Consider the following 22,990-nt stretch of genomic DNA (forward strand, 5'->3'; position numbering starts at 1 on the left):
CCCCGCACAGTCGGCGCGTGACGGGCGGGATCGCCGGTCGTCCCGACGCTTGGGTGGTGGAGAGATGCGCAGGCCCTCGGTGCTGGCCGCGTCCATGGTCGTGGTCGGCGCGGTGGCGCTGAGCTCTGGCTGCGGCGGCGAGGGAGTCGCGCCTTCCCCGCGCACCAGTGCGGCGGCGCGCAGCCCGATCGAGCACGTCGTCGTGATCTACGGGGAGAACGTCTCCTTCGACCACTACTTCGGGACGTATCCGAAGGCCGCCAACACCGACGGCACGCCGTTCCACGCCGCGCCGGGCACGCCGAAGGCCGACGGGCTGAGCGGACGCCTCCTGACGAGGAACCCCAACCGGTACGACCCGAGGCGGCTCGGTCCTTCCCAGGCCCTCACCTGCGACCAGGACCACGGCTACGCCGCCGAGCAGAAGGCGGTCAACGGCGGCCGCATGGACAGGTTCGTCGAGTTCACCGAGCGCGGTGAGTGCGGCGGCCGGCCGCACTTTTTCAGCGGGCCCGGCCTCGTCATGGACTACTACGACGGCAACACGGTCACCGCCATGTGGAACTACGCCCAGAACTATGCGATGAGCGACAACTCCTGGGATTCGGTGTTCGGGCCGTCCACCCCCGGCGCCCTCAATCTCGTCTCAGGGCAGACGCACGGCGGTTACGCGGTCGACCCGAAGACGCACGAGAAAGTCTCGGATCCGTCGGTCGTCTCGTCCCCGGACGGGGACGGCGTGGGCACGGTCATCAACGACCCTGATCCGGCGTTCGACGACTGCTCCGGCGACGGCCACGCGTCCGGCGGCGGCCTCACCGTCATGACCGGCCGCAATATCGGCGACCTCCTGAACGCGAAGCACGTGACGTGGGGCTGGTTCCAGGGCGGTTTCCGTCCGACCGGCACGAGGAACGGCTACAAGGTCTGCGGCGCCGCGCACGCCAACATCGGCAAGAGCCGGGTCGTCGACTACAGCCCGCACCACGAGCCGTTCCAGTACTACAGGTCGACGGCCAACGAGAAGCACCTGCCTCCGTCAGGGGTGGCTGCGATCGGCCACACCGACCAGGCCAACCACCAGTACGACCTGGCCGACTTCCATGCCGCCCTCGCCGCGCACCGCATGCCGGCCGTCTCCTTCCTCAAGGCCCCCGCCTACCAGGACGGCCACGCCGGCTACTCCGATCCTCTGGACGAGCAGAGGTTCGTCGCGTCCACCGTCAACGCGATCGAGAAGTCCCCCGAATGGGCCTCGACGGCGGTGATCCTCGCCTACGACGACTCCGACGGCTGGTACGACCACGTCCCTCCGCGCATCACGAACGGTTCGGCCGACCCCGCGCAGGACGGGCCGGCCTGCCGGAAGGTCGGGGCGGCCGGGGGCTACCAGGACCGGTGCGGGCCGAGCCAGCGGCTGCCCCTGATCGTGATCTCGCCGTACGCCAGGGTGAACCACGTCGACCACCGCCCTTCGGAGCAGGCGTCGATCCTGCGCTTCATCGAGGACAACTGGGGCGCCGGCCGTATCGGAGACGCCTCCTTCGACACCCGCGCCAATGCGTTGGACTCGATGTTCGACTTCTCCGGCGCGAGGGCGCCCCGCGTCCTCATCGACCCGGACACCGGAGCGGTCGCCGGGAGGCCCTGAACGCCCTCTGGCCGGCCAGTCAGGGCGAGACGGTGTCCAGGACCACCACCGGGATGTCGCGTTCGGAGGTGGCCTGGTAGGTGTCGTAGAGGGGGAAGACCGCGGTCATCCGGGCCCAGAGCGGTGGCTTCTCCTGCGGAGTGGCGGTGCGGGCCTGTGCGACGAAGGTGTCGGCTCCGAGCTGCACGGTCACCTGCGGGTGCGCGGTGAGGTTGAGGTACCAGGCGGGAGGCTGGGCGGCTCCGGCGTTCGAGGCCACCAGCAGGTGACGGTCCTGGTCCCGGCCGTAGATCAGCGCGGTGCGGCGCAGTTTGCCGGACCGGCGGCCTCGCGTGGTGAGCAGCAGCGTCGGCCAGCCCTGGTAGAGGTGTCCTTGGACGCCGCCGGTCTCCAGGTAGGCGCGGATGTGGTCGGCGACCCAGGGCGTGGGGCTGTCGAAGATCTCGTTCTCGGGCGCGGTCATGGCCTGCTCCCCGTGTCGGTGTTGCGGGATGCGGCTGTCCACCAGAAGACGGGGATGAGAACGGCTCCGACGGCCAGGTGGGTGAGGGCGAGCACCGCTCTGGTCCCGCCTGAAGCCTGCACGCCGATGACGGGCAGGAACGACACCGCGAGCAGGACGAGGGCGGTGGCCGTCCAGATCCGGGCCGCCAGTCGCGTCACCTTTTCCAGCACGGCCATCAGCACCCAGCCGAGGAGCGACGGAGCCAGCGCGAAGACGCCGATGGCGGCCGCTCCCAGGTCCCGCGGCTCCTGACCTTCCTGCCGGATCACCAGGTCCTGGCCCAGGAGGGGTTCGCCGACCGCCCAGACCGCCAGCGCGGCCGCGACGGCGCCCGCGACGGCGAGTGCCCGCGCGGGTCGTGGATTCCTGCGGCTGACATGGGTGCTCGTTCGGGTCATCGCCACAACTCCTTCAGCTGCTCGATAGTTCAGGAACTAAACCTTTCGGTCGTCGTGGAGCGTAGCAGTTACCTCAGGAGCTGAACAGTTAAGGGACTTAATCGGTGACTATGCTGGCGGCATGAGCCCCCATCCCGAGGCCGAGGCCGAGGCCGGCGCGGACGCGGTCGTGGCCGAGTTGAGCGGCCTCGTCTTCGAGGTGACCGGGCGGCTGCGCGCCCAGTTCAACGCCGCCGCGGCGGAACTCGGTCTTCCTCCGGCCCAGGCGCTCGTCCTGACCAACCTGTCCGAGCCCGCCCCCATGCGTCAGCTGGCCGACTGGCTGTCATGCGAGCCGTCGAACGTCACCGGCATAGTCGACGGTCTGGAACGTCGCGGCTTGGTGACCCGTCAGCCCGCGCCGGGTGACCGTCGTGTCAAGCATGTGGTGCTCACCGAAGCCGGGGAGAGCAAACGCCGGCAGTTGCGGTCCAGGGCCCACGCGCTGGCTCGGAACTTCTTCGAGCTGCCCGGCTCCGACCAGAGGCACCTTCGTGACTTGCTCGCACGTGTTCTGACCGGGCCGCCGACGGGCGTGGACGCGGCATCCGGCTGACGCGTCACCGACCTGTGCGGTCGGGCGCGGGGGTGCTGGTGTTGTGGATCAGTTGCCGGAGCACCTTCAGGGCGGTGACGTAGTCGGCGTCGTCTATGCCCCGGTGGATGAGGTCGCGGATCGCGGGGGCGTGCTCCTTCCACTCGGTTCGGGTCCTCTCTCCCGCCTCGGTGATCCACAGGCGTCCGTCGCCGTCGCGGGTCGACCAGCCGTGCTCCAGGAGGACCTTCGACTCGGCCTCCAGGTCGTCCTCCGGCCTCAGGTAGGACTTCATGGCCACCCGCAGTTCGGGGATGGTCATGCCGTGGCCGTCGGGCGAGAGGTCGTTCTTCGACAGGTTGCGGAGCAGCCAGAACTGCGGCTGCGTGAAGCCGAACTCGGCCTGCCGGGCTCGGGTGAACGCGATGAGGGCCTCGTAGGCCAATCCGGTCCAGTAGGCGGCCGGCTGGGCGGCCAGTTCGGCGTCGGAGACTTCTCCGGTCTTCATGTGCGGTGTCCCCCCATTGGTTGATCACTGGTATGGGAACCGTAGAACCTGAAGTTAAGTTGAGGTCAAGGCGTCGAGGGCCGTGCCGCGGCGGGAACGGCCGCGAGCGCGGTGGGAGCGCCGGGAACCAGTCCGGTTCCCCAAGCGTCGGACGGCCGGAAAACCTCCGACAGAAGGAGTGCCGTGTTCGACCAAGTCTCCACCGACGTGCCGCCGCCCGCCGAACTCTGGGCCCAGGGCGTCGTCAAAGCGATGATGGCCCCCTACCTCGACGACTGCTCCGGACAGGTCCACGTGGACGGCGGCTTCCTGCGCACCGAGGACATCGGGAACGGCTTCTGGGCCCTGCGCTGGGTGGAGGGCGGCCGGGCGCTGCTGTACGGCTACGACAACGAGGCCTCCGACACGCACATCCAGGACCTGCCCGTCGACCTGCTCGCCGGAGGCCCGGCGTGGCTGCCGTGGGAATGGCTCCAGAACCTTCTGGTGGACGAGGACTACTCCGTGGCCTTCCTGCGCTGGTGGGACGGCTCCTGGGGCGGCCCCCCGCTTCCCGAACACGTGGACGACGGGCTCGCCATCATCCTGGCCGACGGGGCCGAGCGCATGGACGAGTTCATCGACGAGGACGGATCCCCGTCGGCGCTGGCGTACCAGGACCTGATGCGCGCGGTGACCGCCGGGAACGTCGAGCGTCCCGCCGTCGAGGCGCTGCTCGCGGCGCTGGACGCGGGGGACGCCGACCCGCGCGAAGCGCTCGACGTGGCCGCCCGGGCGGGCGTCACCCGGGATGAGGAGCTGGTGGAGCTCCCCGCCGGCCGGGGCGAGCCGTCCGACCGGTGGGTCCCGGTCTTCTACCACGACCACCTGCCCACGGTGACGGCCATGGCGGAGCGCGAGGGCATCGAGATCGCCGAGCTTCCCGGCTCCGAGCCGCCCACCCTGAAGGCGCCGCCCCGATTCTGCTTCAACGGCGCGCCCGAGTCTTCCGGGTCCTGACCGGCCGGAGGTCAGGGGCGCGTGCTGGTCCTGTGGACGAGGGACCATGCCGCCGCCCGGGAGTCCGGCCGGCCCAGGACGATCCGCGCGCAGGACGCGCCCTGGTCGCGCAGGGACTGGGCGACCGTGGTCAGGCCCAGCGGTGCCGCGGCCGCCGCGTCGTCCCACCCGGTGATCGCCACGTCGCCGGGGACGGAGCGGCCGGCGGCGCGGACCGCGCGGAGGACTCCGGACGCCTGCTGGTCGCTCATCGCGGCGATCGCGTCCGGCGGCTCCGCCGAGGCCAGGAGGGCCGCGGCGACCCGCTCCGCCTCGGCGGCGTCGTTGCGTGCGCACACCGCGACGGTCACGTCCCGCCAGGCGATCCCGGCGTCCTCGGCCGCCTGCCGGTAGCCCTCCAGGCGGTCGCGCGTCACCGGGAAGGCGGCCTTGGGGAGGGCCGCGCCCTTGGTGATCATGGTGCGCCGGTCGCGGGAGAGCGGGAAGCTCACCACGGCGGGGCGCTCGGCGCCCGCCCAGGCGGCGGCGCCGACCGCGCGGGCCGCCGCGCGGTTGTCGATGCCCACCAGGGCCATGCCGCCGACCGCCGGGCCCCCGTGGACCACCGCGGGGCGCCTCGTCGCCCGGACCGCCGCCAGGACGGGGTCGTCGTCGGAGGTGGTCCAGACGATGAAGCCGTCGACGGCGGCGTCGGTGATCCGGGTGACGTCGTCGGCAGTGCCCGTGACGGGGACGAGGGTCATGCCGTACCCGTGCTCGCCGCAGACGCCGGCGACGCCCGCCATGAAGGACACCGCCTCCGGGTCCTCGAACGCGTAGCCCAGATGCTCGCCCATCACCACGCCGAGCGTGCGGTTGCTGCCTCGGCGCAGGGACCGGGCGCTCGGGTCGGGGCCGGCGTAGCCCAGTTCGGCCGCCGCGGCGAGGACCCTGGATCTGGCCTGGTCCGAGACGCGGTTCGGGCGGTTGTAGGTGTAGGAGGCGGTCATGACGGACACGCCTGCCCGTTCCGCCACCTGGGCCAGGGTCACGCGCTTCGCGCCTCCGGACGGCTCCATGAGACCTCATGCTAGTTGTGTATCGTTACACACCTGGGTGTCGGGACCTCGTGGCGCGCGTTCGTGGGGTTCGCTGCGTTCGGGGCGTTCTGGGGGGTGTGGGGCGCGTCGGTGCCCCGCGTCCAGGACCAGGCGGGGATCGGGGACGGCGCGCTCGGCTTCGCGCTGCTGTTCGTGGGCGCGGGCGCCCTCCCGGCGATGCTGCTGACGGGGCGGGCGCTGGACCGGTGGGGGCCGGGAGTCGCGGGCGCCGCCCTCGCGGCGTTGGGCGGGGCCGGAGTCGTGGTGGCGTTCACCGCCGCGAACCTTGCCGGGCTGTGCGCCGGGCTCGCGATGGTGGGCGCCGCCAGCGGGGCGGCCGATGTGGGCATCAACGCGGTCGCCGGGGTGGCGGAGAGAGCCGCCGGCAAGGCGGTCATCACCCGGGCCCACGGTGTCTTCTCCGGTCTCGTGGTGCTCGCGAGCCTCGCCAGTGGGGCGGCGTCGCCCCTGCCGCTCGTGGTGCCGTTCGTGGCGGCGGGTGGCGCCTGCGTGGCCGCCGGGACGTGCCTGTGGGCGTTTCCCGGTGACTTCGTCGTCCGGCGTGAGGCGGCGGCGCCGTTGGGGCGGCACCGGATCGTCCCGCTGCTGCTCATCGGGGTTCTGGGCGCGCTTGCGTTCGCCGGCGAGAACGCGCACCAGAGCTGGAGCGCGGTCTTCGCCGACGACGAGCTGCACGCGGGCGGGCTCGGCGCCGTCGCGCCCGCCGTCTTCGCCGGGACGGTGGCGATCACGCGGTTCTCGGCGGGCGGGGCGAGGGCCGTCCGCGGGATCCTTCTCGCCGGGGCGGCCGGAGCCGCGGGCGGAGCCCTGGTCATCGCGGTCGCGTCCACGCCGGCGGTCGCCGGGGCCGGGCTCGCGACGGCCGCCGCCGGGACCGCCGTGCTGTTCCCGACGCTGCTCCGCCTGGTCGCCCGGAACGTCGGCGACGACCACCGGGGGCGCGCGACGTCGGTCGTCACGACCGTGTCCTACCTCGGGTTCCTCGCCGGGCCGGTCTATGTCGGGCTCTGGGCGGAGGCCGTCGGGCTGCGCGGCGCCATGGTCGCGGTCGCGGCGCTCGCGGTCGTCCTCTTCGCCCTGACCCCGCTGCTGCTCCGTCTGAGCGGCTTCGCCGGCGGGGAGCGGGGCGGTCAGGCGCGGGCGGGGGTCTTCTCCTCGGCGTCGCCCGGGCGGTGGTCGGGGACGAAGCGGTAGCCGACGTTGCGGACGGTGCCGATCAGGGACTCGTACTCGGCGCCGAGCTTGGCGCGCAGGCGGCGGACGTGGACGTCGACCGTGCGGGTGCCGCCGAAGTAGTCGTAGCCCCAGACCTCCTGGAGGAGCTGGGCCCGCGTGAAGACGCGGCCCGGGTGCTGGGCCAGGTACTTCAGCAGCTCGAACTCCTTGAACGTCAGGTCGAGGACGCGGCCGCGGAGCCGGGCGGTGTAGGTGGCCTCGTCGATCGTGAGGTCGCCGCTGCGGATCTCGCCGGGGACCTCGTCGGCCTCCGCGCCCGCCGCGGCCCGTCCGAGGGCCAGGCGGAGGCGCGCCTCGACCTCGGCGGGGCCCGCGGTCTGGAGCAGCACGTCGTCCAGGCCCCACTCGGAGCTCAGGGCGGCGAGACCGCCCTCGGTGACGATCGCGAGCAGCGGGCAGTCGAGTCCGGTGGTGCGCAGCAGGCGGCACAGGCCCTTGGCCTGGACCAGGTCGCGGCGGGCGTCCACCAGGACGACGTCGGCCGGCGGCGCGTCGATGAGCGCGGAGCCCTCGGCGGGCGCCACGCGCACGGAGTGCAGCAGAAGTCCCAGCGCCGGCAGGACCTCGTCAGAGGGCTCCAACGCGTTGGTCAGCAAGAGCAAGCTGCTCAATGCCGCCTCCCGTCCCTAAAAGACGTAGGACCCAGGCGGCCCACCCCCAAGACCGGCGCACGGCCGGCGGCTCGAAGACGAGGCGGCCATGCAGAGCCTTGCGGATGAACTCCATGGCCTCGTCGCCCGGATCCCTCACCCCTGAGCATAACCGAGGTGCCTCCGGCGGCCATGTCGCGGCCTGGCCGGACCGTGTCAGCGGGAACCGTGTCAGCGGGAGATGAGAGCCTGGAGGCATGGCCAAGGGAACGATGCGGTACTGGGCGGCCGCCAAGTCCGCCGCGGGGACGCACGAGGAGCCGTACGACGCGGCGACGCTGGAGGACGCGGTCGCCGCGGCCAGGGCCGGGCGCGGCGACGAGTTCGCCCGGGTCGTCGGGCGGAGTTCGTTCCTGGTCGACGGGGATCCGGTCGGGACGCGGCCGCACGCGTCGGTGACGCTGCCGGAGGGCGGGGTCGTGGAGGTGCTGCCGCCCTTCGCGGGCGGCTGAGCGGGCGGCTGAGCGGGGGCGGAGGAGGTGGCTGATCTCACACCGGGGTGATTTTCCCGGCTCAGAGGTCATTCTCCGGAGCGACCCTTTTTGGGTGGTTCGTTCACTATCGTGTGGCGAACGCATGCGCCAGGCCTAAGGAGAGACATGCGGAAAGTACTGCTGGTCCTGCTGATCCTCGTGGCCGCGGGGCTGGTCGCCGCGGACCGGCTGGGGGTCAGGATCGCGGAGGACAAGATCGGCGAGCAGGTGGCCGCGCAGTACAACCTCCAGGAGCGGCCGGACGTCACGATCCACGGCATCCCGTTCCTGACGCAGGCGGTCGGCGGCGAGTACAAGCACATCGAGGTGGGGATCGGCGACTGGACGCAGCAGGGCGTGACCGTCACCGGCGTCAAGGTCGACATGCGGGGCGTCGACGCGCCGCTGTCGGAGGTCACCAAGGGCAGCGCCGCGAACGTGACCGCGCGCACCGCGACCGCCTCGGCCGTCGTCCCCTACGACGTGATCCAGAAGCAGGCGCCCAAGGAGGTCAAGCGGATCGGGCCGAAGGGCGACGACCTGTCGGTGGACCTGACCGGCAACGTCCTCGGGTTCCCGGTGAACGGCACCGCGGTCGTGGAGGTCAGGCCGACCGCCAAGGGCATCGCGATCTCGCCCGTGTCGGTGGGGTCGAACGGCGCCGCGCAGATCCCGCTGGCGCTGGTGAAGCGGCAGCTCACGTGGGTGGTGCCCGTCTCCGACCTGCCCGTCGGGTCGCGGATCAGCAAGATCGAGCCGACGCCGGACGGGCTGCGCGTGGCGGCGACCGCCGAGAACGTCCGGCTGAACGATCTCCAGGCGCCCGCGCAGAAGTAATCCCGGAACCCGTGAACCGCGCCGGGGGAGCGTACGTGACAGTGGTGTGGGACCGACCGCCGACGAGGGGCTGCTGCGCGCCCTGTACAGCGAGCACGGGGGCGCCCTCCTCGGCTACGTCCTGCGGCTGACCGGCGGAGACCGAACCCAGGCAGAGGACGTCGTGCAGGAGACGCTGCTGCGCGCTTGGAAGCATCCGGAGGCCCTCGCGGGCCGCCCCGTCCGGCCGTGGCTGTTCACGGTCGCACGGAACCTCGTCGTGGACGCGCACCGCGCCAGGCGGGCCCGGCCGCCGGAGACGGGCATCGACGAGCACGTCCTGATGACCGCCGACGGCTCCGACGACATCGACCGGGCGCTGGAGTCCTGGACGGTCGCCGAGGCGCTGGCCGGGCTCAGCCCGCCGCACCGGGCCGTCCTGGTCGAGACCTTCTATCGGGGCCGCTCCGTCGCGGAGGCGTCGGAGACGCTGGGCATCCCGCCGGGCACCGTGAAGTCCCGCACCTACTACGCGCTGCGGGCGCTCAGGCTCGCGCTGGAGGAGCGGGGGCTGGCGCCGTGAGCGGCTGCACGCGGGCGCGCACCGCGCTCGGGTCGTACGTGCTCGGCGCGCTCGATCCAGGCGAGCGCGCCGAACTGGAGGCCCACCTGCGGGACTGCCCCGCCTGCCGCGACGAGCTCGCCGGGATGGCCGGCCTGCCCGCGCTGCTCGGACGGGTCGACGAGGCGCAGCTGGAAGGGATCGCCGGACCGCCGCCCGAACTGCTGGACGGGCTGCTGGCCAGGGCGGCCGAGCGGCGGAGGGGACGGCTCGGACCGCTGGGGCGCCTGGCCGGCGGGCGGGCCGCGGGGTGGGCCCCGCTCGCCGCCGCGGCGTGCCTGCTGCTGGTCGTCGGGGGCCTGTTCGGCGGCCTGGTGTTCCCGTCGCGGACCGGCGGGACCGGCGGCGCGGGCGCCAAGCCGCCGCCGTCCACGGCGTCCCCCGCGCCGGGGGCTGCGGGGGAGCGGATCACCGCGGAGGACCCCAGGACCGCCGTCAAGGGCTACGTGGTGCTCCGCCGCAAGCCGTGGGGGACCGAGGTGGAGCTGCACCTGGCCGGCGTCCCGAAGGGGTCGCACTGCCGGCTGCAGGTGATCGCCCGGGACGGGCGCCGGGACGCCCTCGGCAGCTGGTACGTCCCGTACGACGAGGGCTACGGCGAGTACCGCGGGTCCACGATGTTCCCGCGCGGCCAGCTGTTCTCCTTCGAGATCGTCGGCCTGGACGGGCGGCCCCTCCTCACGATTCCCACGTGACCGGGAGCGGCCCGGCGGGCGGCGGGCGGTGAGAGAAGGCGGACCGCGGGAAGAAAAGCGCAGGCCCCGGGGTTGTCGCACGAGATGATCGGAGCATTGATCGCGGCGGGCGTCCTGCTCGCGGCCACGGCGTTCGGCCTGGTGAGGCGGCGCCGTGACGGCGTGCTGCGCGCCCGGCGAGGGGAGGGCGGGCAGGTGGGCGAGACCGTCGGCCCGGACGACATGGGCGCCGAACTCGGCGAGAAGGCCACGCTGCTGCAGTTCTCCAGCGCCTTCTGCGCGCCGTGCCGGGCCACCCGCCGGGTCCTCGGCGAGGTGAGCCGGATGGTGGAGGGCGTGGCCCATGTCGAGCTCGACGCGGAGGCGCACCTCGATCTCGTCCGGCGGCTGAACGTCGTGCGGACGCCGACCGTCCTCGTCCTGGACGGGGCCGGCCGCGTCGTCCGGCGCGCCGCGGGCGCGCCCCGCAAGCCCGATGTCATCGCCGCTCTGGGGGAGGTCATCACGTGAGTCACTCCCTGAGCCGCAGCCTCATGACCTGCGCTAAGACGAATGTCACTGTCTCGCAAGGCGAGACGGATGTGACAGCCCGTGGATTGTCGGCTTAACATCGTGTCCGTGCGTTACTGGACAGAGCAGATGCTCACGAAGCGCCGCGCGGTGGACTTCTGCCGCGTGGCCGCCTCGCTCTGTCGCATGGCCTGAGGCATCGAGCCCGTCCGCCCCCGAGCACCTTCTCCTTCTAGCTCGTACGCACGCTTCCACTCCGCCAGGAGATCCCCGATGCAGGTCGATCCACGCGGGCCGCGCTTCGGCGCCTCCGTCACCACGGCCGTCCTCGTCGTCGTCCTGGTGACCGGAAGCTGGGCACTGCTCGCCGCTCAGGCCGTCGTGTTCGCCATCGCGACCTCCTTCGGCCTTCGGTACGCCCCGTACGGACTGGTGTTCAAAGTGCTCATCCGTCCCCGTCTCGCCCCGCCCAGGGAACTGGAGGACGAGGCCGCGCCCCGCTTCGCGCAGGGTGTCGGGTTCGCCTTCGCCCTCCTGGGCACCGTCGGGTACGCGACGGGAACGACCTGGCTCGGCATCGGTGCCACCGCCCTCGCACTGGCGGCGGCGTTCCTGAACGCGGCGTTCGGGTTCTGCCTCGGCTGCGAGATGTATCCGCTCTTCCGCCGCATCACCGCGAAAGTCCGCTCCGAAGGGAAGGTTCCCGCATGAGCCGCTCAGACGTCCTGGTGGACACCGACTGGGTCGAGGCCCACCTTGACGACCCCGGGCTCGTGCTCGTCGAGGTCGACGAGGACGTGTCCGCCTACGACAAGGGCCACATCCGTGGCGCCGTGAAGATCGACTGGAAGACCGAGCTCCAGGACCCGGTCCGCCGCGACTTCGTCGACAGGACCGGCTTCGAGCAGCTGCTGTCGAGCAAGGGCATCGCGAACGACGACCTGGTCATCCTGTACGGCGGGAACAACAACTGGTTCGCGGCGTACGCGTACTGGTACTTCAAGCTGTACGGCCACGACAAGGTGAAGCTCCTCGACGGCGGCCGCAAGAAGTGGGAGCTGGACTCCCGCGAGCTGGTCACCGACGTCCCGAGCCGTCCCGCGACCCAGTACAAGGCCAAGGACCAGGACCTGACGATCCGCGCCTTCCGCGACGAGGTCGTCGACGCGATCGGCAAGCAGAACCTGATCGACGTCCGCTCGCCCGACGAGTTCAGCGGCAAGCTGCTCGCCCCGGCGCACCTGCCGCAGGAGCAGTCGCAGCGCGCCGGCCACGTGCCGACCGCGGCCAACATCCCGTGGTCGAAGGCGGCCAACGACGACGGCACGTTCAAGTCCGACGAGGAGCTCCGCGCCCTCTACACCGAGGCCGGGGTCGACCTGAACAAGGACACCATCGCCTACTGCCGCATCGGCGAGCGCTCCTCGCACACGTGGTTCGCGCTGCGCGAGCTGCTGGGCCTGGAGAACGTGAAGAACTACGACGGTTCGTGGACCGAGTACGGCTCGCTCGTCGGCGTGCCGATCGAGCTCGGCGCAGGCAAGTAAGTCCCGCAGCACCACACTTGGAGGAACCATGACCCAGGGCTGCGCAGCGCCCGAGCAGACGGCGCACCTTCCGGCGACCGTCGACCTGGCCAACGAGGCCGTCATCCAGGGGACCGTCACGCGTGACGGCGCCCCTGTGTCCAGCGCCTACGCCCGCCTCCTCGACTCGTCGGGCGAGTTCACCGCCGAGGTGGTGACGGGCGAGGAGGGCGTGTTCCGCTTCTTCGCCGCCGACGGCGACTGGACGGTCCGCGTCCTGGCGGCCGGCGGTGTGAGCGTCGACACCGGCGTCACCGCGAAGACCGGCGAGGTCGCCGGCCTCGAAGTCACGATCTGACCCGCGTCCGGATCCGCGAACCCCGCCGCCCCCTCGGGGCGGCGGGGTTCGTCGCGTCCGGGGGTCAGTTGCTGAACGTCAGCGTGTTGGTGACCTCGACGCCGAGTTCCCCGGCGGTGGCGAAGACGCTGCCGGTGCGGTCGCCCGTCGGGCCGCCGCTCGACCAGTACGACTGGGCGTAGACGACCGTGGAGCCCTGCGCCCAGGTCCGCGTCCAGTACGCGGGGTCGGCCTTCGGCTGCGGAAGCCCGCTGGCGTCCGACGGGGTCAGCAGCTTCGGCCAGCCCTCCTGGTTCGTGTAGCCCTTGACGATGGCCGCGTCCGTCGACGTGGCGAACTTCAGGATCGAGACCGAGGTGATGATCTGCCTGGACGGGCTGGCGTAGACGGCCGAGTACATGCTCCCCATGCACGGGTGCCGGCGCAGCGCCGGCAGCAGCACGGAGTTCGCGCGGGTGACGCACGACTCGGTGCGCGTCCCCGCCTGGGTGAACACGTTGCCCTTCGCCGTCGTGATCGTCCGCTTCAGGACGCCGGCGGGGTCGACCGCCCCGCCGCTGGAGTAGGTGGGCGAGGGCACGGTCGGCTCCGTCGAGGAGCCGTAGCTCGGGAGGCGCGTCGTGGACGGCAGCGTCACGGGCCGGGCCGGGTCGTCGTCATCGCCGCTGAAGACGAGGACGGCGAACGTCCCGGCGACGGCCACCACCAGCACCGCGCCGACGACGAGCAGCCACACGAGCGTGCTGCCGCCGCCGCGCCGCGGCGGGTACGGGGGTGGGAAGCCGGGGCCGCCGGGCATCGGCGGAGGGCCGGCGGGCGCGGCAGGCGGCGGGAATCCCGGCCGACCGGGCTGCTGGCCGGGCCAAGGTGGGGGGTTCATGGTCGCTCCGGGCGGTTCACGTGCGGGGTGCCGACTGAGGTCGGACCAGACTACGTGCGGTGAATGGTGATTTCGTGGCAGATTTCCCATATACAGATGGCCGCGCCGACACAACCGTTCCGCGGTGGGCATTCCGGGGACCGGAGAGATAGATCACACGCGGGTCCGGTTGCGGCGGGCGGCGAATCCCGGACTAGGTCCAGTCGCGGGTGAGTTCCAGGTCCCAGGGGACGAGGTTCCAGGGGCTGAGGGGCTCGGTGGCGAGCTCCTCGACGAGCCGCTCGTACTCGGCCTGCGCCGGGCCGCCGCCGCCCGACCAGAGCAGGCGTCCCTGCAGGTAGCAGGTCGCCATGTCGCGCCAGGACGTGTACCGCCGCTGGATGTCGAGCGCGAGCGGGAGCATCCGGTCCCAGCAGTACTCCTCGGTCAGCCAGCCGACGATGTGGCCCCACCGGAAGAGCATGAGCGCGCGCCCGTAGTCCCAGATCAGGAACCGTCCCACGTTGGCGCGCAGCGCGGGGTCGGCGAGGGCCTTCAGCCGGTGCAGCTCCTCCGCCGCGTGGTTGCGGTCGTTGAAGAGCTGGTGGAGGAACTGGGCCAGCTCGGCGCCCTCCTCGCTCGCGTCCGCGCCCGGCTCGTCGCGCAGCAGCGGCGGGACGAGCCGCGCGTACGAGTCGCCCTCGTCCCCGTACCGGATGCGGACCAGCTCGATCAGCCGCTCGACGAACGGGGGCTCCAGCCGGTCGCCGGTGATGAGGCCGTCGACCTCGCGCAGCAGCGACTGGTACTCCCGCTGCTCGGCGGGGGACCGGCCGGCGAGGTGCGCGTCCTGCGTGAAGTCGGCGCGGTGCCCGTCCTGGACGAGCCAGTTGACGGCGCCGAGGAGCTGCTCCAGGTCGTAGGCGCCCCAGGGGTCCTGGAGCAGGTCCTGCGCCGCGCGGCGGTCGGCGGCCGCCGCGGACGCGCCGGGGGCGGCGCCGAGCCGGTCCACCCGGAACCCGTTGACGGCGCCGTAGGGGGCGCCGGCCGCGATGATCCAGCGCTGCACCGGGGTGAGGTCGCTGCCGCGGGCGAGGACGCCGTTCAGGTCGGGCGCGCGGATCAGATCCCAGAGCCGCCGCTGGAACTCCTCGGCCTGCCGCTCCTCGCTGCCGAAGAACCCGGCGAGCTGCTTGCGCAGCGCCGGGTGCCGGACGTAGAGGCGGCGGAAGAACCGGCCGTTCTTCCACACCAGGTGCTCGGGGCGCAGGTCGCCGAACGGGATCCGCGTGCGCCGGTGGACCATGGCCTGCTCGGCGAACCGCAGTTCGAGGTCCGACCAGAGCCCGGCGAGCGGGGTGAAGCGCAGCAGCAGGACGAACCCGCCCACCAGGGCGAGCAGGACGGCGCCGGGGGCCAGCGCCCACCGTGCCTGGTCCGGGAACCCGGTCAGGGACAGGACGGCACCGGTCAGCAGCAGGCCCACGCCGCCCGCGCCGAGGGCGAGGAACCAGCCGGTCGTGAGGACGAGGGACCCCTCGATGCGGAGCACCGCCTCCTCGTCGTCGAACTCGAACGACCCCTCGGCGAGCGTCCCTTCGACGGCCCGCTCAAGCGCGTCGAGCTGACCGGCCTCTTCCATGGGCAGGACCGTACAGCATCCCTTACGTCTAGATCATCTACCCGGTGCCCCTTATGCGGCGGTCGGAACGCGGGCCTGGCTCTTTCCCGCGACGCCCGTGGCGCATGTCCAATCTGTGCTGAAATGTTCCGGATGCAGCGAGCCGTCGCGCCCCCGCCCGTGTACTACGCGGACAGCGCCCCGCCGCCACCGGAGCCGCCGGTGCGGGGGCGCCTGTGGCGCATGCTCGGCTGGGTGTCGATCGGGCTGTCGGTCGTGCTCGTGGCGGGCAGCCTCACCGCCTACGGGTTCTGGCGCCGGCTCGACGGGCAGATCGACCGGGAGAACGTCGACGGCCGGCTCGGCGAGCACCGGCCGCCCAAGCTGAACAACTCGCTGAACATCCTGATGATGGGCTCCGACAGCCGCGCCGGGGAGAACGCCCGCTACGGCACCGAGGCCGGGCAGCGCTCCGACACCACGATCCTGCTGCACATCTCGCCCGGCGGGCAGAGCGCCATCGGCGTCAGCTTCCCGCGCGACTCGATGGTGCAGATGCCGCCGTGCAAGCGCAAGAACGGCACGACGGTCCCGGCCCAGTTCGGAATGATCAACGCGGCGTTCTCCAACGGCGGCCCGGCCTGCACCTGGCGGACGATCGAGTCGCTCACCAAGATCCACATCGACCACTACGTCGAGGTCGACTTCGCCGGGTTCAAGCGGGTCGTGGACGCGCTCGGCGGCGTGGAGATCTGCGTCCCCCGGCGGATCGACGACCCCAAGGCCGAACTGCACCTCAGGGCCGGCCGGCAGACCGTCCGCGGCGACCAGGCCCTCGGCTACGTCCGCACCCGCTACGTCCTCGGCGACGGCTCCGACCTCGACCGGATCAAGCGGCAGCAGGCGTTCATGGCCTCCGTCGTCAAGAAGGCCACGGACAAGGGCATGCTCACCGACCCCGGCCGCACCTACGCCTTCCTGTCCGCCGCCACCAGGTCCATCAAGGCGGACGACGGGCTCACCCTGTCGGTGATGCAGAAGCTCGCCGCGTCCCTGGGCGGGATGAGCGCCGGCAAGGTCCGCTTCGTCACCGTGCCCGTGCAGGCGTTCCCGCAGGACAAGAACCGCGTCCAGTTCGCACAGGCCGCCGCCGAGCCCCTGTTCCGGGCCATCCGCGAGGACAACAAGCTCCCCCAGCCGGAGCCCGTGCCCGCGAACAACAAGGTCCAGCCCGTCCCGCCCACGCAGGTCAGGCTCGCTGTCTACAACGCCTCCGGCACCGGCGGCCTCGCCCAGCGGACCGCCGACCAGCTCACCGAGCGCGGCTTCCAGGTCGTCAAGGTCGGCACCGCCAGGAAGCCCGTCCCCCACACCCGGATCCTCTACGGCGCGGGCGCCGAGCGGCAGGCCGCGCGCACGGCGATCGCGGTGCCCGGCCACCAGCCGCGCCCGTGGGCGTCCGCGAAACCCGGCTACGTCTACCTGGTCATCGGCAGGGACGGCGCCCAACTGCGGGGGCTGGGCCCGATGGTTCCGCAGATCGCGGGGGAGATCCGCGCCGACCGCAACATCTGCGCACCGACCTGATGACGCGCCCGAACCCGTTGGGAGCCGTCTCAGCGGTATCTTGGCCGCGCAAACCATCGACCCTCTTGAAACGTCTCATCTAGGACGGCGCCCCCCTCTACCCCCCGACCTGGCCCGCCGCCCCGCCCCCGCACGGGCGCCCCCCACGGCCGCCACGCTCCCCCCCGGAACGGACGCATGCAGCCCGAACCCTTCACCCTGCTGATGACCGTCTACGGCGGTGATCGTGAGGAGCATGTCCGGGACGCCTTCCGCAGCGCCGTCCACCTCCAGACCCTCCGCCCGGACCAGGTCGTCCTCGTGCAGGACGGGCCCGTCCCGCCCGCGCTCGCCTCCGGCCTGCGCGACCTCGTGAGGATCAGCCCGGTCGAGGTCACGTTCGTCCACCTGGAGCACAACCGGGGCCTCGGCCCCGCCCTCGACGCCGGCCTGCACGCCGCCCGCCACGACATCGTCGCCCGCATGGACGCCGACGACTACTCGATGCCGCACCGCTTCCAGACGCAGGTCCCGCTGGTGCGCGCGGGCGCCGAGCTCGTGGGCGCGGGACTGCTGGAGTTCGGCACCGACATCACCGACATCGTCGGCCGCCGCATCCCGCCGAGCGACCCCGCCGACATCGCGCGCTACTCCCGCCTGCACGACCCGTTCAACCACCCCACGGTCGTCTACCGGCGCAGCGCCGTCGTCGCCGCGGGCGGCTACGGCGACCTGCCCCTGATGGAGGACTACTGGCTGTTCGCCCGCATGATCGCGGGCGGGGCGCGGATCGTGAATGTCGCCGAGCCCCTCGTGTACTACCGCGTCGGCCAGGGGGCCTACGAGCGGCGCGGCGGGCGCGACCTGCTGCGCTCCGAACTGCGGCTGCAGCGCGAGATGCTCCGCGAGGGCTTCATCTCCCAGCCCCAGTACTGGCGCAACGTCATGGTGCGCGGCGGCTACCGGCTCGTCCCCACGCTGATCCGCAAACCGTTCTACCGCGCGGTCGTCGCCCCCTACGGCGCCCGCCGCAACCGCCTGCGCGACCGCGACCGGGCCCGGCCGGGCACCCGCCCGGCCATCCCCTACATCCCCCGGCATGCGCGCCCGGCGGGAGGCGGGCACCAGGGGCTCCCCGGCCTGGACGCCGCCCCGCCGCAACCGGAGAAGTAGCGCGGGGCGGCGCGGGGCCGGGTCACGGCACGGGCCGGCTCCACAGGACGGGCTGGCCGCCGCCCGAGTCGGCGCTGCGGCCCACTCCGAGCAGCGTGTTCCCGAAGGCGGCGAGGCCGGTGATCTCCTGGTCGCCGACGCCGCCGAGGCCGGTGCCGCCGGGCGTGGAGGCCCGCCAGGACGCGCCGTCCGCGGACGTCCACGACACCACATCGGTCGCGCCCGCGCGCCAGGTCGTGCCGGTCGCGGCGAAGCCCTTCGGGGTCGCGGTCAGCGCGCTGACGCCGACGGTCGTGCCGCCGCTCGGCGACGGCAGGGGACGCCACGTCCTGCCGGCGTCGGTGGACACGTAGCCGAGCCAGTCGAGCCCCTTCGGGGTGGCCGCGATCCCGGCCGCCACGAGCGTGCTCCCCTTGGCGGCGACATGGGTGAGGTGGCCTTCGGTCACCCCTGCCCCGGGGAGCTGGAGTTCCTGAAGCGTCCACCGCTTGCCGTCGGGCGACAGCCACACCGACGGGTGGTTGCCCTTGCCGTCCCGGCTGCCGCCGACGGCGGCGTACCCGAACGAACCGGACGCGACGTCCAGCATCCAGCGGCTCGCGGTCTTGGTGCCCGCCATCATCTTCGGGTCCGTGCCCGCGCCCCGCGCCCAGTTCTTCAGGTCGGGCGAGTACCAGGTCGCGACGGAGAAGCCCTGCGTGCCGACGACGACGTACCCGGCGGAGCCGGCCGCCGCGGCATGGGTGACGGGCGGGCCCTGCTTGTTCGCCGCGAAGGCGGGCGCGGTGTCGGCCGCCTGCCACGTCGAGCCGTCCTGGGAGGTGACGACGAGGGGGCGGCGCGGCGCGGACTGGTCGTAGCCGACCGCCAGCCAGCCGGCGGCTCCCGCGGCGACGTCGACCAGCTGCTGCGGGCCGGGCCGGGTGAACGCGGCGCCGAGCCCCTGCGCGGCCTTCCAGGACGCGCCGTCCTGCGACGACCACACGGCGGCATCACCGCTCGCGCTGCCGACCGCGACCGCGAGGCCGTTCGTGGCGGCCACGGCGCGCACGGCGTGGTCGGGCCGGACGGCGCCGGGGATCTTCGCCGGGTCGACGGGGAGCGCGGCGCCGCCCGCGTCCCACACGCCGAGCATCGGGTCCAGGTCGCCGCCGCCGGGCTCGCGGCCGACGAGCACCGTCTGGCCGCCCGCCGCGGCGGCGCCCAGCACCTCCCGGCCCGCCTTCGACTCGGCGGTGCCGGCCGCCTTCCAGGCGGCGCCGTCCGCGGTGCGCGCGAGCAGCACGTCGGTGCCCCGGACGACGACGGCGGTGAAGCCCCGGCCGTCGGAGACGATCCCGTTCGTGCGCTGGTAGCCGGCCGGTTCGAGCTTGCCGGTCCTGGTCCACGACCTGCCGTCCCTGGACGTGTAGGCCTGGCCGAAGAGCTTCCCGGACGCCGACATCTCGCGCATCGCCAGGAACCCCGCCCCGCCGCCCCCGCCGATCATCAGGCCGCGGCTGCCCTTCGGCGCCGGCACGTCGGATGTCGCCCACGTCCGGCCGGCGTCGTCGGAGCGCCAGACCTTCCGGTACGGGCCGGGCTTCTTGGAGTCGGGCGTGATGAGCCCCTCCAGCAGGATCACGTCGCCGTTCGCCGCGGTCTCGACCAGGGAGAACCCGGCGTTCTGGACCTGCAGCCCGATCTGGTCGCCGACCCGCGCCTCCCACCGGCGTCCGTCGCTCGACAGCCACACCGCCGGACGCGCGTCGCTGAAGTCGCCCTTGGGGGAGTTCTCGCCGACGGCGAGGAACCCGCCGCCGGTGCCGACGATCCGGGTCACCCGGTTCTGCGGGCCGAAGACGTCGCCGACGGCGTCGGGCTGGCGGCGCCACTCCTTGCCGTCCTTGCTGGTCCAGACGGCGCCGCCGCCGTTGACACGGCGGCCGACGGCGACCCAGCCGCGGCGTGACGCGCCGACCGCCTCGGGGACACCGCCGGGCGGCGCGAGGCCGCCGTCGGTGTCCTGCTGGTCGACCGACGTGAAGGTGCGTCCGCCGTCGGTGGAGACGAGGAACAGGCCGCGGGAGTTCTGCGGGTCGGTCTCGCCGCCGACCGCGACCACCGTCGAGCCGCGCGCCGCGACGCCGGTGACCTGCTGGTCGCGGCCGTCGGTGCGAGCGGCGGCGTCCACGGGGAACAGCGCGCCGGCGAGCTTGGCGCCCGCGCCGCCGTCGCCGTCGTCGTCACCGCCGACCAGGCCGGGCACCACGAGCACGCCCGCGGCGACCAGCGCCACGGCGGCGAGCCCGCCCGCGCCGATGAGCAGCGGCTTCCTGAGGCTCCTGCGGGGCCCCTTCGGGCCGCCCGGCCCCCCGGTCCGCCACGGCTCCTCGATCACCGGCGGGGGCGCCACCGGGTGGACGGCCTCCGGGCCGGGGGCGGGGGGCGGCGTCCCGGGGATCTGCTGCGCCCACGGGAACGGCTCCGCCGCGGGTTGGGCCTGCGGGGCGGGGGAGGCCTGCGCGCCGGGGATGTCCTGCGCGTAGGGGAACGGCTCGGGGGCCGGGCGCGCAGGGGTGCCGGGGATCTCCTGCGCCCACGGGAACGGCTCGTGGGCCGGGGGGCTCTGCGGGGGCGCGGGCTGCGGATGCGCGGCCTGCGGGAAGGACGGCAGCTTCTCGACGCGGGTGACGTCCGCCATGTCCTGCCCGTAGGAGGGAGGCGGCTGGGCGGGGAACTCGGTCCTCGTGACGTCCCCCGAGTCCTGCCCATAGGAGGCAGGCGGCTGGTTGGGGGGTTGGATCCACGTCACTTCCTCAGCGTCCTGCCCCTGGGAGGCAGGCAACTGGGCGGGGGGCCCGATCCACGTCACCTCCTCCGCGTCCTGCCCCTGGGAGGCAGGCGGCTGATCGGGGGACTCGACCCTCGTGACGTCGCCCATGTCATGCCCCTGGGAGGGAGGCGGCTGGGCGGGGGACTCGATCCTCGTCACGTCCGCCATGTCCTCCTCGTAGGAGGAGGGCGGCGGGAGAGGGATCTCCGTCCTCGTCACGTCCGCCATCTCCTGCCCGTACGGGGAGGGCTGCGGCGGGGGGACGTCGGTGGACGCGGCCGGAGCGTCCGCGACGGGAGCGGGCAGGACGGGCGAGGCCGCCTCCTCGCCATCGCCGCCCGGCTCTCCGGCGGTCTCCGCGGGCCGGTCGGCCGCGGGCTTCTGCCGCTTCGGCAGGATCAGCGTCTGGTTGAACTTGGGGTCCATGACGGTGCGGTCCGCCATGTCCGCCTCCGGGTCGTCCTCCGGGGAGTCCTCGGGGTAGTCCTCGGGCGCGTCGGCCTCGTCGGAATCGTCCTCGGGATCGTCCTCCGGATCGTCCGCGGGGAGCAGCGGGCCGGACGAGGTGTCCTGGTCGTCCAGCCAGTGCGACGGGGGAGGCGTCTGCTCCGGCTGCCCGGGTTCGGGACGCTCACCCTCGTGGTCGTCATCCGGCTTTCCGGTTGGAGTCACGCCCTCTCCCAGCTTCCGGTCACTCTGCACGTCTCACCCTGCACATCGCCCTGGCGCGTCCGCAGTCGTCAGCGATGATAGCGGCGCATAAAGGACGGAACTTCGTCATCGGCTCCGGCCCGCGGGGGTGCAGCCGGAGCCCGTGCAGTGGGTCAGCGCGTACAGGAGGTCGGACAGGTGGCGGCGCCGCTGCTCCGGCAGCCCGGCGGCGATGTTGTCCAGCTCGTGCGGATCGCGGACCCGGTCGTAGTACTCGGTCTCCCCGCCGGTGTACTCCACGTACAGCATGTCGCGGGTGCGGATCGCGTTGTAGGTGGTCGGCGCGCCGGGCGCGGAGTCCTGCCGGTCGGGGTCCAGCGGGGACGGCGGCGGCTTGACGTGCTCGACCAGCGCCGACTCGCGCCAGCCCGCCGGGGCGGCGCCGCGCAGGAACGGGACGAGCGACCGGCCGTCGGTCGCCGCCGGCGGGCGCACGCCCGCCAGTTCCTGGAAGGTCGGGGCCAGGTCGGTGTTCTGCGCGAGCTCGCTGACCTTGCGCCCGGCGGGGACGCCCGGCCCGACGACGATGTAGGGCACGCGGACGTCGGTGTCGAACGCGGTCATCTTCCCGCCGGCCAGCCGGTGCTCGCCCAGGTGGAAGCCGTTGTCGGAGCCGAACACCAGGTAGGTCTCCCGGTCGAGGCCGCGCTCCTTCAGCGTCGTCCGGATGCGGCCGACCATCTCGTCGACCGACTGCACCATCCGCACCCGGTCGCGGAAACCCTCGTCGATGCGGCGGATCCCCCACCTGCGCAACGGCGCGTGCGACCGCAGCCAGGACGGCTTGTCGCGGATGTCGGCCTCGTTGAACGACGGGGGGCGCGGCGCGGTCAGGCCGCCGAACAGCCCGGCATGGCGCGGCGCCGGCACGAACGGCCCGTGCGGCGCGAACGTCGCGATCTGGATGAAGAACGGCTGCCCGGACGCTCCGGACCGCTGGACGAACTCGACGCCCTTGTTCGCCAGGACGTCGGTCAGGTAGTCCTGCGGCCGGGCGCCGTAGTGCACGAGCCGGCCGTTCTCGTTCAGGTTGTAGTCGTACTCGGGATAGCCGTTGCCGCTGACGTGCCACTCGTCCCACCCCGGCGGCACGTACGGCTTCGTGTCGCCCTGGGTGTCGTTGGGCTGGTAGCCGTTCATGTACTTGCCGAGGAGCGCCGTCCGGTAGCCGGCCTTCTGCAGCGACGGGGCGAACGACGCCTGCTCGCCGCCCTTGTCCTTGAAGACCTCGTAGCCGCCGTCGGGCGGGAAGTTCGTGCGGACACCGGTGTTGTGCGGGTACCGCCCGGTGAAGATCGTGGCGCGCGAGGTGCAGCAGAGCGAGTCGGCCATGATGAAGTCGTCGAAGGTGAGGCCGTCCCGCTGCATCTGCACCACCTGCGGCATGTGCGCGATGAGGTTCCAGGACAGGTCGTCGGTGAGGACGAACACGACGTTCGGCTTCTTCGGGGGCTTCACCGCCTTCGGCGCGGGGCGCTCGTCCGGCCGGAAGAGGCAGCCGCTCGTCCCGAGGACGGCGAGCAGGCACAGCACGGCCGCCAGCCGCCGATGCCGGCTCAACGTCCGTGACCTCTCCGCGCCGGGCGTCCTGCCCGTGTCGAGCGTCCCCTCCGTGATGAGCGTG

At 72.8% G+C, this 22,990-nt stretch carries 24 protein-coding genes; 15 read left to right on the top strand and 9 right to left on the bottom strand.

From position 1 onward, the window contains the following. The first annotated feature begins 64 nt into the window (after positions 1 to 64). Entirely contained in the window at positions 65 to 1,651 is a 1,587-nt protein-coding gene (locus ABD944_RS04815) for a phospholipase C (protein ID WP_345172772.1), read from the top strand. A 19-nt stretch (positions 1,652 to 1,670) separates the two neighbouring features. Here ABD944_RS04815 and ABD944_RS04820 read toward each other — a convergent pair whose 3' ends face one another. Beyond that, positions 1,671 to 2,114, bottom strand: a complete 444-nt coding sequence (locus ABD944_RS04820) for a nitroreductase family deazaflavin-dependent oxidoreductase (RefSeq protein WP_345172774.1) — start codon at positions 2,112 to 2,114, stop codon at positions 1,671 to 1,673. Beyond that, the gene (locus ABD944_RS04825; RefSeq protein ID WP_345172776.1) at positions 2,111 to 2,554 is read right to left on the bottom strand and encodes a DUF6069 family protein; all 444 of its coding nucleotides are present in this window, start codon (positions 2,552 to 2,554) and stop codon (positions 2,111 to 2,113) included. Before ABD944_RS04825 ends, ABD944_RS04820 begins: the two co-directional genes overlap by 4 nt. A gap of 121 nt (positions 2,555 to 2,675) precedes the next feature. Between ABD944_RS04825 and ABD944_RS04830 the strand changes: the two genes are divergently transcribed. Then, a complete protein-coding gene (locus ABD944_RS04830) occupies positions 2,676 to 3,149 on the top strand; it encodes a MarR family winged helix-turn-helix transcriptional regulator (RefSeq protein ID WP_345172778.1) in 474 nt (157 codons plus the stop codon). 4 nt (positions 3,150 to 3,153) lie between these two features. Here ABD944_RS04830 and ABD944_RS04835 read toward each other — a convergent pair whose 3' ends face one another. Continuing rightward, positions 3,154 to 3,636: a MarR family winged helix-turn-helix transcriptional regulator gene (locus ABD944_RS04835; RefSeq protein ID WP_345172781.1), complete on the bottom strand. Its 483-nt coding sequence runs from the start codon at positions 3,634 to 3,636 to the stop codon at positions 3,154 to 3,156. A 183-nt stretch (positions 3,637 to 3,819) separates the two neighbouring features. Between ABD944_RS04835 and ABD944_RS04840 the strand changes: the two genes are divergently transcribed. After that, positions 3,820 to 4,635, top strand: coding sequence for a hypothetical protein (locus ABD944_RS04840; protein WP_345172782.1), 816 nt, complete (start codon positions 3,820 to 3,822; stop codon positions 4,633 to 4,635). Between the two features lie 11 nt (positions 4,636 to 4,646). Here ABD944_RS04840 and ABD944_RS04845 read toward each other — a convergent pair whose 3' ends face one another. Beyond that, complete coding sequence (locus ABD944_RS04845) at positions 4,647 to 5,693, bottom strand: LacI family DNA-binding transcriptional regulator (protein ID WP_345172784.1); 1,047 nt, start codon at positions 5,691 to 5,693, stop codon at positions 4,647 to 4,649. Positions 5,694 to 5,756: 63 nt separating this feature from the next. Here ABD944_RS04845 and ABD944_RS04850 point away from each other — a divergent pair, with 63 nt between their 5' ends. After that, on the top strand, positions 5,757 to 6,929 hold the full coding sequence (locus ABD944_RS04850) for an MFS transporter (RefSeq protein WP_345172785.1): 1,173 nt from the start codon (positions 5,757 to 5,759) through the stop codon (positions 6,927 to 6,929). Here ABD944_RS04850 and ABD944_RS04855 read toward each other — a convergent pair. Beyond that, complete coding sequence (locus tag ABD944_RS04855; RefSeq protein ID WP_345172786.1) at positions 6,866 to 7,582, bottom strand: winged helix-turn-helix transcriptional regulator; 717 nt, start codon at positions 7,580 to 7,582, stop codon at positions 6,866 to 6,868. The genes ABD944_RS04850 and ABD944_RS04855 overlap by 64 nt on opposite strands. A 236-nt stretch (positions 7,583 to 7,818) precedes the next feature. Between ABD944_RS04855 and ABD944_RS04860 the strand changes: the two genes are divergently transcribed. The 9 genes from ABD944_RS04860 to ABD944_RS04895 all read left to right on the top strand — a co-directional run bounded on the left by ABD944_RS04860 (position 7,819) and on the right by ABD944_RS04895 (position 12,621). Beyond that, positions 7,819 to 8,073: a MoaD/ThiS family protein gene (locus ABD944_RS04860; RefSeq protein WP_345172788.1), complete on the top strand. Its 255-nt coding sequence runs from the start codon at positions 7,819 to 7,821 to the stop codon at positions 8,071 to 8,073. A 147-nt stretch (positions 8,074 to 8,220) separates the two neighbouring features. Continuing rightward, positions 8,221 to 8,931 carry an LmeA family phospholipid-binding protein gene (locus ABD944_RS04865; protein ID WP_345172791.1) on the top strand — a complete coding sequence of 237 codons (711 nt, stop codon included), beginning with the start codon at positions 8,221 to 8,223 and terminating at the stop codon, positions 8,929 to 8,931. Positions 8,932 to 8,977: 46 nt separating this feature from the next. Next, positions 8,978 to 9,493, top strand: a complete 516-nt coding sequence (locus ABD944_RS04870) for a sigma-70 family RNA polymerase sigma factor (protein ID WP_345172792.1) — start codon at positions 8,978 to 8,980, stop codon at positions 9,491 to 9,493. After that, positions 9,490 to 10,227 (top strand): anti-sigma factor family protein, encoded by a 738-nt coding sequence (locus tag ABD944_RS04875; RefSeq protein ID WP_345172795.1) that lies wholly within the window; start codon positions 9,490 to 9,492, stop codon positions 10,225 to 10,227. The genes ABD944_RS04870 and ABD944_RS04875 overlap by 4 nt, the downstream gene beginning before the upstream one ends. Before the next feature lie 84 nt (positions 10,228 to 10,311). Further along, the gene (locus ABD944_RS04880) at positions 10,312 to 10,737 is read left to right on the top strand and encodes a TlpA family protein disulfide reductase (RefSeq protein ID WP_345172797.1); all 426 of its coding nucleotides are present in this window, start codon (positions 10,312 to 10,314) and stop codon (positions 10,735 to 10,737) included. A gap of 129 nt (positions 10,738 to 10,866) precedes the next feature. Next, positions 10,867 to 10,932, top strand: coding sequence for a putative leader peptide (locus ABD944_RS42385; protein WP_353819285.1), 66 nt, complete (start codon positions 10,867 to 10,869; stop codon positions 10,930 to 10,932). 78 nt (positions 10,933 to 11,010) lie between these two features. Continuing rightward, positions 11,011 to 11,448, top strand: coding sequence for a DUF4395 domain-containing protein (locus ABD944_RS04885; RefSeq protein WP_345172799.1), 438 nt, complete (start codon positions 11,011 to 11,013; stop codon positions 11,446 to 11,448). Further along, positions 11,445 to 12,284 carry a sulfurtransferase gene (locus ABD944_RS04890; protein ID WP_345172801.1) on the top strand — a complete coding sequence of 280 codons (840 nt, stop codon included), beginning with the start codon at positions 11,445 to 11,447 and terminating at the stop codon, positions 12,282 to 12,284. Before ABD944_RS04885 ends, ABD944_RS04890 begins: the two co-directional genes overlap by 4 nt. Positions 12,285 to 12,312: 28 nt before the next feature. Then, entirely contained in the window at positions 12,313 to 12,621 is a 309-nt protein-coding gene (locus ABD944_RS04895; RefSeq protein ID WP_185031495.1) for a DUF1416 domain-containing protein, read from the top strand. Between the two features lie 64 nt (positions 12,622 to 12,685). On the opposite strand, the gene ABD944_RS04900 is transcribed toward ABD944_RS04895, so the two are convergent. Then, entirely contained in the window at positions 12,686 to 13,501 is an 816-nt protein-coding gene (locus tag ABD944_RS04900) for a hypothetical protein (protein WP_345172804.1), read from the bottom strand. A 193-nt stretch (positions 13,502 to 13,694) separates the two neighbouring features. After that, positions 13,695 to 15,122, bottom strand: a complete 1,428-nt coding sequence (locus tag ABD944_RS04905; protein WP_345172806.1) for a DUF1266 domain-containing protein — start codon at positions 15,120 to 15,122, stop codon at positions 13,695 to 13,697. Positions 15,123 to 15,254: 132 nt separating this feature from the next. Between ABD944_RS04905 and ABD944_RS04910 the strand changes: the two genes are divergently transcribed. After that, positions 15,255 to 16,688, top strand: a complete 1,434-nt coding sequence (locus ABD944_RS04910) for an LCP family protein (protein WP_345172808.1) — start codon at positions 15,255 to 15,257, stop codon at positions 16,686 to 16,688. A gap of 177 nt (positions 16,689 to 16,865) precedes the next feature. Further along, positions 16,866 to 17,840: a glycosyltransferase gene (locus tag ABD944_RS04915; RefSeq protein WP_345172809.1), complete on the top strand. Its 975-nt coding sequence runs from the start codon at positions 16,866 to 16,868 to the stop codon at positions 17,838 to 17,840. Positions 17,841 to 17,862: 22 nt separating this feature from the next. Here ABD944_RS04915 and ABD944_RS04920 read toward each other — a convergent pair whose 3' ends face one another. Then, positions 17,863 to 21,327: a beta propeller repeat protein gene (locus ABD944_RS04920; protein WP_345172811.1), complete on the bottom strand. Its 3,465-nt coding sequence runs from the start codon at positions 21,325 to 21,327 to the stop codon at positions 17,863 to 17,865. Positions 21,328 to 21,432: 105 nt separating this feature from the next. Next, the gene (locus ABD944_RS04925; RefSeq protein ID WP_345172813.1) at positions 21,433 to 22,926 is read right to left on the bottom strand and encodes a sulfatase family protein; all 1,494 of its coding nucleotides are present in this window, start codon (positions 22,924 to 22,926) and stop codon (positions 21,433 to 21,435) included. Positions 22,927 to 22,990: the final 64 nt, after the last annotated feature.

Source organism: Actinomadura verrucosospora (assembly GCF_039540335.1).
GTDB classification, from domain to species: domain Bacteria; phylum Actinomycetota; class Actinomycetes; order Streptosporangiales; family Streptosporangiaceae; genus Spirillospora; species Spirillospora verrucosospora.